Source organism: Paenibacillus sp. 10L310 (assembly GCF_056395745.1).
The window spans coordinates 26346-41350 of the sequence record NZ_JBFTKC010000012.1 but is presented as its reverse complement, the minus strand read 5'-3'; the positions used below and the strand labels follow the sequence as shown (position 1 = coordinate 41350).

General features: G+C 48.1%; 7 protein-coding genes. 3 read left to right on the top strand and 4 right to left on the bottom strand.

What is annotated here, in order from left to right; translation table 11 throughout:
• The first annotated feature begins 160 nt into the window (after positions 1-160).
• A complete protein-coding gene (locus AC1DE7_RS22040) occupies positions 161-1606 on the top strand; it encodes a DEAD/DEAH box helicase (protein ID WP_127550206.1) in 1446 nt (481 codons plus the stop codon).
• A 79-nt stretch (positions 1607-1685) separates the two neighbouring features.
• Here AC1DE7_RS22040 and AC1DE7_RS22035 read toward each other — a convergent pair whose 3' ends face one another.
• Positions 1686-3098, bottom strand: coding sequence for a DKNYY domain-containing protein (locus AC1DE7_RS22035; protein ID WP_340983880.1), 1413 nt, complete (start codon positions 3096-3098; stop codon positions 1686-1688).
• Between the two features lie 245 nt (positions 3099-3343).
• Here AC1DE7_RS22035 and AC1DE7_RS22030 point away from each other — a divergent pair, with 245 nt between their 5' ends.
• Positions 3344-5212: an AbfB domain-containing protein gene (locus AC1DE7_RS22030; protein WP_127550201.1), complete on the top strand. Its 1869-nt coding sequence runs from the start codon at positions 3344-3346 to the stop codon at positions 5210-5212.
• 106 nt (positions 5213-5318) lie between these two features.
• A complete protein-coding gene (locus AC1DE7_RS22025) occupies positions 5319-5468 on the top strand; it encodes a winged helix-turn-helix transcriptional regulator (RefSeq protein ID WP_127550199.1) in 150 nt (49 codons plus the stop codon).
• Between the two features lie 72 nt (positions 5469-5540).
• On the opposite strand, the gene AC1DE7_RS22020 is transcribed toward AC1DE7_RS22025, so the two are convergent.
• The 3 genes from AC1DE7_RS22020 to AC1DE7_RS22010 form a co-directional block, all read right to left on the bottom strand.
• Positions 5541-12620: an InlB B-repeat-containing protein gene (locus AC1DE7_RS22020; protein WP_477535165.1), complete on the bottom strand. Its 7080-nt coding sequence runs from the start codon at positions 12618-12620 to the stop codon at positions 5541-5543.
• 464 nt (positions 12621-13084) lie between these two features.
• Positions 13085-13894 (bottom strand): septum site-determining protein MinD, encoded by an 810-nt coding sequence (minD, locus tag AC1DE7_RS22015; RefSeq protein WP_036611723.1) that lies wholly within the window; start codon positions 13892-13894, stop codon positions 13085-13087.
• Positions 13895-14303: 409 nt separating this feature from the next.
• Positions 14304-15002: a response regulator transcription factor gene (locus AC1DE7_RS22010; RefSeq protein ID WP_036611725.1), complete on the bottom strand. Its 699-nt coding sequence runs from the start codon at positions 15000-15002 to the stop codon at positions 14304-14306.
• Positions 15003-15005: the final 3 nt, after the last annotated feature.

Below are 15005 nucleotides of genomic sequence, written 5' to 3'. Positions count from 1 at the left end.
GCAACGGGTGGTTGCTACTAAAATCGGAAATGATGAAAACAATTTACACACTTGAAGCATTTACTCCGTTAGCCTGCCTGCATATAGAGTATAATGAAGAGGTATACGATAAATGTACGGTGCAATAATTGTACAAAAACTAACGCAAAAGAGGTAAACGATGAGCGAGCAACAATTTAAAGATTATGGACTTGGTGAAGAGATCGTAAAAGCACTGGACAGTCTGGGCTATGAGACACCAACCGAGGTTCAAACCAAAGTTATTCCGGTAGCACTAGAGAATCAGGATCTTGTGGTCAAATCACAGACAGGTAGTGGTAAAACAGCTGCTTACGGCATTCCGCTCTGTGAGCTGGTGGATTGGAATGAGAATAAGCCACAGGCTTTGATTCTTACACCAACCCGGGAACTGGCTTTGCAGGTTAACGAAGATATTACGAATATCGGCCGCTTTAAGCGTATTAAAGCAACCGCACTATACGGACAGTCCCCTTTTCATATCCAAAAAGCAGAGTTAAAACAAAGAACCCACGTGGCTGTTGGTACACCAGGTCGGGTACTGGATCATATCGAACGAGGCACGCTACCACTCGAACGGATCGCGTATCTCGTCATTGACGAAGCCGATGAGATGCTGAATATGGGCTTTATTGAGACGGTACAGTCCATCATTCAGAAACTGCCGCAGGAGCGAGTAACGATGTTGTTCTCCGCTACATTCCCTGAAGATGTAGCCAAGCTGTCACGCAAATACATGAACAAACCGGTAGAGATCGAGATCAAGGCAAGTGGACTGACAACAGCCACGATTGAACATGCTGTGATTAACGTACCCGAGGTGAACAAAACCGCACTGCTTCAAGACTTGTTCATTGTGGAAAATCCGGATAGCTGCATTGTGTTCTGCCGTACGCAGGAGAATGTGGATAAACTGTTCCGGGTTATGGCTGATCTTGACTACCCAGCAGATCGTATCCATGGTGGTATGGAGCAGGATGAGCGGATCGAAGTAATGAACGCATTCCGACGCGGACAATTCCGCTATCTGATCGCGACGGATGTAGCCGCACGTGGTATTGATATCACGAATATTACCCATGTCATCAACTACGATATTCCTTTGGAAAAAGAGGGATATGTTCACCGTACAGGCCGTACGGGTCGCGCAGGCAAAACAGGTAAAGCCATTACGTTGATTACACCGAAAGATGGCAGACGTCTCGCCGAGATTGAATCCTATATTGGATTCGAAATCCCTGTTGTAAAAGCACCTTCTGAAGAAGCTGTAGATCGCCGCAGAGAAGATTTTGAGAAACGATTGAAGATTGTGCCTGAACGCAAAAAAGACAAGCGTGAACAGCTGAACCAACAGATCATGAAGCTGAACTTCAACGGAGGCAAGAAGAAGAAACTTCGTGCCGTTGACTTTGTAGGTACCATCGCCAAGCTCGAAGGGGTAACCGCAGAAGACATCGGGATCATTACCATTCAGGACAATGTAACGGATGTAGAGATCCTGAACGGCAAAGGCCCTCTCGTACTGGAGCTCATGCAAAACATAACGATCAAAAAGATGCAGCTTAAGGTTCGCAAAGGTCATAAATAGTTTGCTAAACACGGTCAAATAACTAGAAATTCAAACAGGGATAGTGGACTCTTTTCTAAGTCTACCATCCCTTTTTTCATTACCTCTTCTTTTTCCGCACTGTACCGCCTTCCACCGTATACCGAAATAGCGCATCTTCGGCGCCCCCGATATCATCCGTAACCATAAACGTCGCTGCATCTCCCGACTTATAAACCCCACCCGTCACAAAGCTGAACACCACACGCTCATCTTTACCCCAATATTGATTCAGCATGACAAATGTACTACCGCTCATACCCTTTACCGTGCGGTTTCCATTGGCATTATACAGACCATTCTGATCCGTGGCCCAACTCTGGGGATCCGCATCAAATAGATGTGTAAAGCTGACTCGATCCATATGTTTATTTGGTTTACCCCATAGATACACACGATTGGCATCCACCGCCCAACTGCCGGAAGGCGTTATTAACTCAAAAGTCGCTGCGTCTCCCCCCTTAATGATCTGAAGCACATCGTCCGGATGACCGAAGGGCTGACTTGTCCGAACAACCTCGGCACGATACACATGTTGCTGATCCTTGGAAAGTCCAAGATGCTCCGTCCCGGCATAAGCTTCAAAATGCTGAGCGTCAGCTCCATCCACACGGTAACCATTGTAATACACATGTTTGCCATCACGACCAAAGGGTCCACCTAGTGACTGGAACGTATCCGGGTTTGCTCCTTTTACAGTACGCCACTGAAAATAAACACGTTCCCGGTCCCGTGCAAACTGCTCGTCCAACGGTTCAAAGGTAGACCCGTCTGCTCCACGAACAAGGTTGAATACACCTTTCGCTTCTCGACGATACGTATCGCCCCATTCTGTTCTATAAAAAATGGACGACTGCGTCTCAACCCAATTGCCTTTGAGCAGCGTAGCACCTTCTGCACTGTGGGCATAATGATCATGCCACCAGCCAGGTACGTCGGGATGATGTTCTTGCAGCCATGCCCTCACCTCATCCTTTTCCCCATTCGCATAGCGAAGAGAACTGGACATATGGAACAAATGGTCTTTATCGGTGCAATAGTCATGATGAGCAATTACAGCATTCGTATCTATATCCTCAAATAGATGAAAATGCGTGTTGCTCTTCACATATAAATAATGTTGGTCCTGAGCAAAGTAGGGCGTATCCGGCAATAGCCGAAAGCTTTCCGGATCGGAGTCAGGCACGACCTGATCTTCCAGATATACGTACTGTGAGTCGCAGCAGTAATCTTCATCGATCACACGAAAAGCTTCCGTATCCTTGCTGAACAAACTCGCCTTGTTCTTGCGAGCATTGAACCACCATATTCCCTGACGATCACGCAGATAGGCGAAGGTCAACCATCCCTTTTGATACGTAGAGATGACTTCAAAATCCTGAGCAGTAATGCCTCCCTTAATCGGAGTGTTCGTTCCATCCTCGTCATTATGCAATATCACCTGAAGGTCTTCATCTACAATAAACTTGTTCATGACGGTCCACCCTCCAACCATGATGTGAATTCAGTCTAGCTTTATTTTAACGTGTGTACCTGATCCTCTCTACATCATCGTACATGACATTTAGGAACATTTCCTCCGCTCTCACCGCTCAGCCACGATGAAATGAAGGTTTGTTCAGCAATGGATGGATTGTTCACTTGAAAAAGAGTCTGACCCAACTACAATATAAATGAAAGCGCTACATTTAATCTGATATCTTTCGGGAGGTGTATGTAATGGGTAACAGGAAAGCGGTCTGGTTTCTGGTCTTTGCACTCACGTTCACCCTGTTTGGACTTCATCCTGAACGAACAAGCGCAGCAAGTGTCACGATAACCAACGGTACCGACTGGCTCGATACCGCAGGCAACCCCATCCATGCGAATAGTGGCAACATTCTGCAGGTAGGCTCGACGTATTATCTGTACGGTGAACATGCGGTGGGCGGCAGGTTTGACAGCGTGAACGTCTACACCTCCACTGATCTGAAGAACTGGACTTTCAGCAACGCCATTCTGACAAAAGATTCCGCAACCGAGCTGGCCTCCAGCAAAATTGAACGCCCCAAAGTCATCTATAACTCATCAACCAACCAGTATGTGCTCTGGGCACACTATGAGAATGGAACGGACTACAACCTCGGGCGTGTAGCGGTCGCAACAAGCAATACCCCGAATGGCAAATTCACCTATGAGGGCAGCTTCCGACCGCTGGATTATGAATCCCGTGACATGACCGTCTTTGTTGATACAGATGGCACCGGTTATCTGGCTACTGCTTCACGCAAGAATGGCGGTGCCAATGATACGATGGCTATTTTTAAAATGAATGCAAGTTACACCGGAATACAGTCCTTCGAGGGCTGGCTGTTCGAGAACGCCTACCGTGAAGCACCTGCTGTTGTGAAAAAAGGAAACCGTTACTACCTCTTCACCTCCCAAGCCGCTGGCTGGTATCCGAATCAGGGTGCTTATGCTACAGCAACCTCCATGACGGGTCCATGGACTGCGCTTACGCCATATGGCAATCCATCTGCCTTCGGTTCGCAGATTCATGATATTGCCACGATTACAGGCAGCAACACCACATCCTACATCTACATGGCGGATCGCTGGAATCCGATGAACCTCGGAGAGCACAAACATATCTGGCTGCCACTAACCTTGAATGATTCGAGCGGAACAGCATCACTGGAATGGTATACCACATGGAATATCGATGCAGTAACAGGTGTAGTAACACCGCCTGCTCTCGTCAATCATGCACAAGGCAAAACAGCTACCGCCAGCTCCACAGCCTCCGGTTCGTCTGCATCCAACGTCAATGATGGCAACTACCAGACTTCATGGGTGGCTTCCTCCAATAGCTGGCCTGCCTGGTGGCAGGTGGACTTCGGCGCACCAAAGACGATCACCGAGATCGACACGTCCTGGTTTATGTATAAAGGTTCCGAAGGGTACTACAAATACAAAATTGAAATTAGCAAAGATGGAGTTAATTACTCCACCTTGGATCGCACCAATAATCTGACCTATGGCTTCACCACGGATGCCGTGCATTTCACTGCCCGTTATGTACGGATCAATATGGTGAACGCCGTCTTGTGGAATAATCCGGGGAACTGGTACACCCCAACCCTGCACGAGGTCAAAATGTTGGGTCCTGCAACACCAGAAGCCACAGGTTACAGCCGGTTCAGTTCACACAACGTTCCGGATCGATACATCCGCCATGCCAATTACACCGCTCGCGTGGATGCCAACGTCTCTCCTGTTCTGGATTCACAGTTCCGCGTCGTACCAGGCCTTGCCAGCTCCACGGGAATTTCACTGGAGTCCATCAACTTCCCAGGCTACTTCTTGAAGCGCAACACCAGCAATAAAATTGTACTTGAAGCTTATGCCGACACCTCCGCCTATAAGGGAGATGCTACGTTCCTAAGCAGTCCTGGTTGGGCTGATAGCACCAAAGTATCCCTTCAATCGTACAGTCAGCCCGGATATTACATCCGTCATTATGACTACGTGTTACAGCTCGATGCCATCAATGCATCCAGCAGCTCAACAGTGAAGAGTGATGCCACGTTTGGGCGAACCAATTTCTAAGCAAAATAATTGGAGATGAGGATTAGCCACCTACACCTACAATTTAAATCTTGGGAAAGGCCGTTTTTTCAGGGTTCAGAACTGAAGAAGCGGTTAACGTGAAGGTGTGATAAAACGAGTCAAGTACGATCAACCCCCGCCCAAAGTGGAGTATTACTTAACCCACCGAGATAAAAGTCTAATGCCCATTCTGGAGGAAATCTGCAAATGGGGTGTGCATAACTTCCCAGAGACACAAACGCTGCATGAAATATAGTGAGTTATGTAATATATGCAAAAAAGCCTACTCCGATGGGAGTAGGCTCTTCTGCCAGTTGATCTATAAAAGTTATTTGAAATTAGGATCAAACTTCATCACGTTCATTTTACCTTGTTCCTTATAACTCACATAAACGTGGTCAGTGCTGTCTATGAAAATATCTAGCTCCAGAGCGTCATCATTGGAGAATCCGGCAGACCCTACCGGTCTCCAATCCATGTTCTCATATTTCAACACAGTCACCCTGTTGCCGTCTGCTGCATCTCGATAAGCAACGTAAGGCGTTCCTTCGCTGTCAAAGGCCATATCCATGCTTCCTTCTTGAGATGTACCGACCGAGAATCCGGAAGTATTCACCTTTTCCCATGTCGTATCTTCTGACGGAGTCGAGTGCGGATATTTCCACATTTCAACACCATTGGAGTTGCTAAGATAGATCATATAAGGTACGCCAGATGGATCAAGCGCAGATGCAGCATCCATATTCGGAGTTATTCGATATGAATATAATTTAGGATCTAATTGTTTCCATGATCCATCTGCCAAGCTATATCCTGTTGCCACAGGGATACTAGATGACCTGAATGGAGCAAATAAATACATGCCGTTGTTTGGTAATGGTGCGAGGAAGGCTCTTAGACCTGCGAATGCCTCTAGTCTCGCTTCTTGTTTCCATCCACTACCTTGATGATAACTCCATGACATGAGCATTGACGGTTCTGCAGCGTTACCGACCAAAACACCTCTAAACATCAGAAAAGGATTATCATCCTTATCAAAGGTAATGAAGAAGCTGTCTTTAACTGTATCCACTTTTCTACTGTTCTTTCCGTCATTCCAATAAAAATCAGGGTAAGCAGTTAATGGTCTCCACCACTTATGTTCATCATTGTAATTCTTAAAGCTTACTTTACCTGAGCTATTCTTATAACCAACATAAATCTTGTCCTTACTGTCTATTCCGATAGATATAGCTGAGCTCCCCAATCCTCCCGCTTTTTCAAGATCGCTTTGATTGCCAACGGGCTGCCACGTGCCTCCCTTATATTGCACCACAGATACTTCGTTATTGTCCTTTATATAAGCCATGTAAGGCGTCCCTTGACTGTCGAAGACGATATTGGATTTGCTATTCAATTCCAGCTCGTCACCCACTTGCAGCCAAGATGTCATCGTCCACTTCGCGTACAGCGTGATGTTTGACGTCACCGGCGTCATGAAGTCGTAGGCGCTCTCCAGATCGCGATCGCTATACCAACCTTCAAATCGATACCCTGCCCACTTCAGCGCAGCAGGTGCCACAGCTTTGTCGCCAGTAACCACCGTCTGACTACCTACTGCTGCTCCACCGTTACTGTCAAAGTCCACCGTGCGGCTGTTAAATGTCCACTTCGCGTACAGCGTGAGGTTACCCGTCACCGATGTCGTGAAGCTGTAGGCTTCATTCAGTCCAGCGTCGCTGTACCAACCGTTAAACACGTAACCGTCCCTCGTCGGTACGGCAGGCTCCGTAGCATTACCGCCGGTTTGCATATTCTGTTCAGCCACCAGTGATCCGCCGTTACTGTTGAAGGTGACCGTGTAAATAGCCGTCCATTTCGCATACAATGTGAGGTTATTCATCACAGGTGTCGTGAAGCTGTAGGCTTCATTCAGACCTGCTTCACTATACCAACCTTCAAATACATGCCCTGCACGGGTCGGTGCGTCAGGAACTGTTGCCGTGTCACCTTCACTCACGGACTGACTGCTCACCGATGATCCGTTGTTACTGTTGAAGCTCACTGTGTAGCTGTTCTTCGTCCACTTCGCGTACAGCATCACATTCGCCATTACACCTTCCGTGAAACCATAAGGTATTATCAATTCGCTATCGCTATACCAGCCATCGAACGTATACCCTTCCAGCATCGGAGCGCCAGGAGCAGTAGCCACGGCACCTTCATTCACAGTCTGTTCTGTGACCAACGATCCGCCGTTACTCTCGAAAGTTACAGTGTAGGTAATCGGTACATATACCGTCCACTTCGCGTACAATGTCAGGTCTCCCGTAACCACCATAGTCGTGAAATTGTAGGCGTTCATTAGCTCACTATCGCTGTACCAGCCGCTAAACACATAGCCGTCTTTCGTCGGAGGGGCAGGAGCCATAGCCTTGACGCCTTCATTCACTGTTTGGGCATCTACTACCGATCCTTCATTACTCTCGAAGCTTATCGTGTAAGGGATCAGCCACTTCGCATACAGTGTGAGATCCGCCGTCACCGCTGCAGCGAAGTCGTAAGCATTCGTCAACGTGTTATCACTGTACCAACCGCCGAATACATAACCATCTTTCGTCGGTTCAGTCGGCGTACTAATCGTGGCGCCAAACCCTACAGTCTGAGCCGGCACTTCTTCGGACCCACCGTTACTGTCGAAATTTACAGTGTAGTCGTTAATTGCCCACTGAGCGGTAAACTGGACATCTTCAGCAGGCATCGTGGTCGGAGGCGTTGGCGACCAACCCGTAAAGCTATATCCCTGCCATGTCGGAGTGCCTAGACGCAACAGCATCGTCGCTCCGAAAGGAACATTATCCGTTTTATTTGTTGCCCCAGAACCGTTATAATCAACCGTCATTTGGTATACATCACGCTTATAATATACCTTCAACGCCGTTTTGCCGTTGCTCGTGATTAGATCCGTCAGTACCGAAATGCTGTCGTCCCGCACGAAGCCATCATAGGATCTCGGCTTGACATCCGCCAAATTCGCCTCGGTACCCGTAACTCCACGATACGATTCCGTATCTGCAACCGTATAGGTGTCACTTCCGATATTTTGCAGCAAGTACACGACCTGATAAGGCGTACCCTCTCTCCCCGTCCACTTCGCTGTATACGTAGTATCCTCAATCGGCATTGTACTTGGAACTTCTGGCGACCAACCGGCAAACGTATATCCCTGCCTTGTCGGCACAGGTATACGAGCAGCAATGTTCTTGCCAACGGCTTCCGTTAGCGAGATTTGGGGCGCACCGGCATAACCCCCAACGAAGGTCATCTTTCGATTCTCGGGATAGTAATTAACTCTTACGACTGTCGAGCCGTCTCCCTTGATTAATACGCCGCTTACCGTTCCGGTCGCATAGCCCTGCTCCTTAAACCTGTCGGAGCTAATTCGAATCTCTGTGTCCGTTGTTCCAGTCCTATTTTCAGTATCCACAGGCGGAGCCTGTATTCTGCTGTTCGGGTCTAGCACATAATACTCAACCGTATACGGCGTATTCTTGTTCGCAATCCAGTGCGCGTACAGTTTCCGATCCTCCGCAGCCATTCGGTTCGGAATCGTGATCTTCGTGCCGCCGGAAGCGGCCGTATACCAGCCGTCAAAGGTGTATCCTGGATATACCGGGGTGACCACGCTGATTGGCGCGTTATAAGGAGCCGCCACAACCTGGGTCACTCCGCTGTTCTGTGGATCCAGCTGAAGGATGTAGTCACCCACTCTGGCAAGCCAGCTTAACTGAATCGTACGCTTGAGTGGCTCGGACATGAACGACGCCGGTGCCCCCTTCCAGGTGATAACCAGATTGCCATCACTCACCTGAATGTTCTTGTCCACCACTTCAATCATCCCGTTTGCTGCGTCATACTTGAAGTTTGGATTGTCCACCTGAATATCGAAATTCGAGCGATCATACGCCTGTTCATCCGTATCGCCTGTCTTCAAATCAAAGGTATTCATCGTGACCCACAACTCCGGTACAGCGATGGATGACGCAGAACCCGCCATGTTCACTTTGAGCGACTTATCCTGTGGATAGGCGAAGTCGTAGACGTTCTGTTCTTCTCCAATCGTATACAGTGGCCACTCTTCATCGACCAGCTCCACTCCACCTGAGAGCGCTCCATCTCCTAATTGAGCGCCGAGTTCGACCTCCAAATAGATGCCAATCTCGACGAACAGGGCACCTAAAGACTTCGTGGTCTTCACCCCGCTAATATTCTTCAATTGATAATAGAAGTAGCCCCAAAGATTCACATACACACCGGGTTCTACAGCAAGCCCGATACTATTCAACTTGACGCTTCCAATCCCCGCTTTGACCTCCATATGAATACCAGCTCGTAAACCGATCGTCCCCATCACATAGAAGGTAAATTGGTAATCTCCGTCTCCCGGCAAGCTGACCGTATTGCTCGAACCACTGAAACTCAATACGCGCAAGCTAACCGAGTAGCGCTTGGCCATCTTATAGTAGAAATCTGCCCCCACCGTCAGGTTCACCTGGGCGCTGACCACAAACTCCGCTTCAAATTTGACTTCCACAATACCTAAAGCCACGCGTACGCTCTTTTCAAAAAGCTCTTTCTTGATTAACGGAACCCACTCCGTGTCTTGCTCCAACATCTCTTGATACTTTTCCTTCAATGATTCCGCATCTACGGCAGTATCCTGCACACCCGCCATTACCGCTTTAATCTGTGTCGCAATGTTCTGAACCTTTCCCAACCTGCCTGCGTTCTTCTCGCCCACCCAGTCATTCAGTGCATCATTTAACTTATCGTGTTCAACAAGAGCTATCTCTGCGGTGATGTTCATCCCGGTATAGCTATAAGCATCCAGATTCGCCGTAATTACATAATCATCAATGCTGTACCAGTAAGGAATTCCCCACTTTTTCAGCCAGTGCCCTTTCATATCCCCATTGATACCGAGGTCTAGGCTCATCTCCTGCACGAATGTACCCGTCATATGAATGACAAGATCGCTGTCTTCATTGATATTGACAACAATATCGGCACCCACTTGTAATGTAGCGCTTACGCCTGAGGTTCGGCCGTCAATATTCTTCAGCCTCGTGCCGAGTGAAGCAACAACGGTCAGCTTCTCCACACTTACCCGGCTCCCTTTACCGGACGCTAGGGAGGACTGAGCCTTGATCTCCTGAATTTCCTTTGTCTCCATGGCGATGTCAGACAGATAATCCGCGGCTTCATTGACGAATCCGCTGTCTCTCGCTTGCTGCTCAATTTGCTCTTCGAGCTGTGCAATCTGTTCTTTCGAAAACAGATCTTCGCCATCAATTGCTTGCTTCTGATAGATGTTGAAGACATTTTCAATATCTTCAATGGTGGCATCGGTATACGTAATGACGTCCATCTCTGCCTCAGGCGTAATCGACGTAATACGTCCATAACCGGTTACCTTAGAACCTTCTTCGGCGAATTCACCTTCATAGAACCCGATAAAGTCTCCCACATCGACCGTGGTCAGTTGATCCAAACCAAAGGGCTCGTACAGGCCGTCGCTGTAGTTCATCGCGGTATGATCGACCGTGATGGAATGGTTACTGGGATCTCCATCCGTATCTGCCTCTACGCTCACCGGTAGCACATCTGGCTTGAGCAACACTTGTTTGGCATCTGCGTGATCATAAGTGTAGACACTTGCATCTACTGACGTGATCTGGACATAGGCCACATCACCATCGTCTTCACCAGTCGTTTCGACTGTGCGCAGTTCGGGACTAACTCCCTCATAGATGGCTACGGTATCACCGACTTGAATCACCGTGCCAGTGCTTCCGGTGTACTTGAACGTTCCACTACTCGCATTCACTTCGGCGAGTGCATTTTCGCCGCCTACCGTCGTAGTAACGACTGAAATCGCGGGCGAATCGACATCTGCTCCATTTATCACCATATCCGTGACATCCGTGAACGGAATGTAGATCATGTTCGGATTGAGCGGAACATTCATGACTTCTTGTTTAGCAACGCTAAATACATAAATACTTGTCGTCGCGTCTTGGCCTTGGAAGGACAAACTGTCATCCGTCAACGTAAGTTGATATGTGTTACCTTCAACGAACTTGCCATTTTCGGCTGCTGACGATACCGTGAAAACTCCGTTCCCGCCAGAGACGGTAACCCCTTCGAATTCGGGATTCGCCGTATCCACGAAGTTCATCCCCTCTTTGACCTGGGATTCCGTTAGACTGCCCGATGAATCCTGCACCTTAATGGTGAAGTTCGGCGCGACATCCAGTACCGAATAGCTTGGTACGCTCTGTACGGCACGATCTATGCTATCAGTATACTTCGCATACAACTTCGTATCCGCAGTCAAGGTAGTGCCACTTGCGAAGATGAGTGAAAGATCACTATCCACAAACCACCCTTGAAATATATATCCTTCTTTTGTTGGAGCAGGTAGATTATTTAGCACCTGGCCTTTTCGTACCGTCTGCGCAGCAACTGCCGTGCCTCCGTTGCTCTCAAACGTGAGCGTATACGCAGTGGAACCGGCGCCAGGGCTACTTTCGTTGTCTCCAGGCGTTCCGCCACCGCTATTACTGCCGGGTGACGGTGTTGGCGTTGATGTCACCGGCGATGTCGGTGTTGGTGTCACTGGCGATGTCGGTGTCACCGGCTTTTGATTCTGATTTTTCCACGCCTCTACAACCGCGTTGTTGCGCATGAAGAGAACCGCTGCTTCCGCGCGAGTCGCTTGCGCACGCGGATTGAAGTTCCCCTTTTCGTCCCCGGTGAACACACCGGCTTGCCACAGCTTGATGACCGCGTCAGCCGCCCAAGGCGATACATCCGAGAGATCGCCCGGCTCTGTCGTGACCGGATTCTCGGTCTGATAAGGGATCTGTTCGCTTTCGAAATACCGCAACGTCATCGTCGCCATTTGCTCCCGAGATACGGTAGCATCCGGCGAATATTTCCGATCCCCCGTGCCATCGGTAATTCCCTTCTTAACCGCCCATTCGACATATGGCGCATACCAGCTGCCCGCCTGTACATCGGCAAAGCTCGAAGTGGAGTACGCCCCCACATCGACTCCGGCCATCCGTCCAAGTGCCGTTACATACATGGCACGTGTCATTGTCCCCTTAGGAGAGAAGCTACTCGCGTTCGTTCCGCTGAATATGCCCTTCTCCTGCACATGGACGACTGCATCATAGAACCAGTCGGTGTGACTCACATCCTGGAATCCAGTGGATGTGATTACTTTTGTCTTCTGCATCGGCAGTTCAGCCGCTACTGCCGATTGCGCTGGTAATAGGGGCACGGCAGAAACTATTAAGCTGATCACCAGCATCCACATTAGGATCTGCCGGCTCACCTTCCATCCCTGTCTTACTTTCTTCACTTTCATTCATCCCTTCTATGTATAGATCAAACTAAGACCATCCAAAATTGGTTTCTAATCAAGCTAATCAACAAAGCCAGACTAATAGCAGATACCACTGACCCAGATCGGGATCATTGGTCTCCTGCAAGTCAGTTCGCTCGACACGCGGAGATCAAGCGAAAAAAATTTACAGATTGAATTCGTTCACCGACCTTTCTGATCAGTTACAGTCGAATTGTGACACCGACACAGCAAATTATGTCGTTTTTTCTTCCGTATTTTATCATGCGAGATAGGGGCGCTTGTGAATTATAAAGAAAACTTTAAGTAAGCAACCACTCGCAAGTGAGAACATCAATGACATCAAAAAATAGCGGCGTAGGGAAGGTAACTCCCACACCACTATTTTTCATGAATTCTTAAGCTAGTCTGCAATCCATTCCAGATGATTCTCTTCTCAACGATTCATCTACCAGAAGCGACTATAACGAACTGTTCTTCCCCCAACGCAGTCTTGGAGGAAGTGAAAAAACACTAATATGCCTCTTGGGTTTCAATGAGATAAAAGGCTCCTGCTGATTCTTCGCCACATTGTGGGCGATATGCCTGAAGCGCAGCCCGCTTTCAAACTCGGGATTAAGCGCAATCGGAATGCCCTTATGTACGGAACGTATAATTTCTACATCGGCATGGATCACGCCAATCACACCGATATTGAGAATATCGATAATATCCTGCATCTTTACCGTTGCCGAACGGGCTTCCTGTCCGTCGGCCATATTAATGATGAGCTGTGGCGGAGCCGGAATCATATCTTCTAATAATCCGATTACGCGATCCGCGTCCTGAAGCGATGTACGATGAGGTGTAGTAACGACAATAGCCTCATCTGCTGCCAAAGCCGCATTCCAGAATCCATTTTCAATGCCTGCCGGCGAATCGATCAGCACATAATCATAGCCCTGGGCTATTTGCTGTACAACCTCGCCAAAAACTTGCGGATCATCGTGATGCACCGCGTCGTTACTACAGGAGATAAAGGACAAGGTACTGATTCGCTTATCTTTGACGATCACTTGATGTAAAGCACATTGACCCGTCAGAAAATCAGAAATATGATACCTTACCCTATTACTCAAACCAAGCGGAATATCCAGATTTCTCAATCCAAAATCAGCATCGATCAGGCAAACGCTGCTCCCCGATAAGGCAAGGGCAGTCCCGAGATTAGCCGTGACCGTTGTCTTGCCAACTCCACCTTTCCCTGATGTGATACATATAACTCGTGCCATCGGAGCCACTTCCTTCTCTTCAAGTACTAATGCGGGACAGCAAGACAACCATTTCTTCACGTATTATCGTTTGATCCGGCTTGAATGTAACGTCCTCGTAGCTAATAATCAGGTACAATTTGATGAAATATGTCGTTATATCGACCACAGTGATTTTATCATGATGGATTATCCTACTTGAGAAACCTAAAGAAAACTTTAAATCCGTGCGTATTGGATCGTTTAATTCTTCGGAGAGATGGCACATCATTTTGACGAGGATGGAGAAGCGCAGACTGGTGTTGAGGAATTCAATATCTTGAGTCGATTATGAAGCTAGTGGAAAAAACAAAAAATGGGCCAATAGCGTCAGGTACTGCTCCAACGCCATTTTCCCATTTATAATAGACTACCACCCTTACTGCTATATTCATGCTTGTGACGTACTGTTAGAAACCAGCATATATCCGCTCCCCCGAACCGTAATGATTCGCTCGGGGTCGGCAGGGTCAGACTCAATTTTTTTGCGTAAATTACTGATATGTACAGCAACCGTTCTTGTATCCTCCAGACTTTCCATTCCCCAGATGATTTGAAACAACGTATCAACACTGACGACACGATTTACGTTTTGTGCCATATAGGACAGCAGACTGAATTCTTTTTTCGATAAAGAGATAGGTATGCTCCCCATGTTGACGGACTGCGTGTAGAAATCCAGTGTCAAACCCGGTAACTCCAGCAGTTGTTCCCTTCTACCCGTCGACACTCTGCGAAGGTGAGCCTTGATCTTGGCCATGAGCACTCCCGGACTGAACGGTTTGGTCACATAATCGTCCCCGCCATAGGATAATGCGCTAATTTTTATTTCGTCTTCCTCTTGACTGCTCAGAAACACAATCGGCGCACTGGTGAGATTACGCGCATTCCTGCACCAGTCAATACCGTTTTCATTAGCCAGCAATATATCCAGTATAATTAAATCCGGCTCAAACGATGTAAGCAGCTCCATCGCTTCTGACCCGCTATGACTGCAGGTGGAGACAAATCCCTCCCTATCACAATACACCTGCACAATCTCGCATATATGAGGATCATCATCAACGATCATGATTTTGTGCGTGTCCATCTC

What these genes read in the sequence shown, in the direction of transcription:
- AC1DE7_RS22030 (WP_127550201.1), top strand. Translation starts at nt 3,344, where the DNA reads ATGGGTAACAGGAAAGCGGTCTGGTTTCTGGTCTTTGCACTCACGTTC.
- AC1DE7_RS22040 (WP_127550206.1), top strand. Translation starts at nt 161, where the DNA reads ATGAGCGAGCAACAATTTAAAGATTATGGACTTGGTGAAGAGATCGTA.
- AC1DE7_RS22010 (WP_036611725.1), bottom strand. Translation starts at nt 15,002, where the DNA reads ATGGACACGCACAAAATCATGATCGTTGATGATGATCCTCATATATGC.
- minD (WP_036611723.1), bottom strand. Translation starts at nt 13,894, where the DNA reads ATGGCACGAGTTATATGTATCACATCAGGGAAAGGTGGAGTTGGCAAG.
- AC1DE7_RS22035 (WP_340983880.1), bottom strand. Translation starts at nt 3,098, where the DNA reads ATGAACAAGTTTATTGTAGATGAAGACCTTCAGGTGATATTGCATAAT.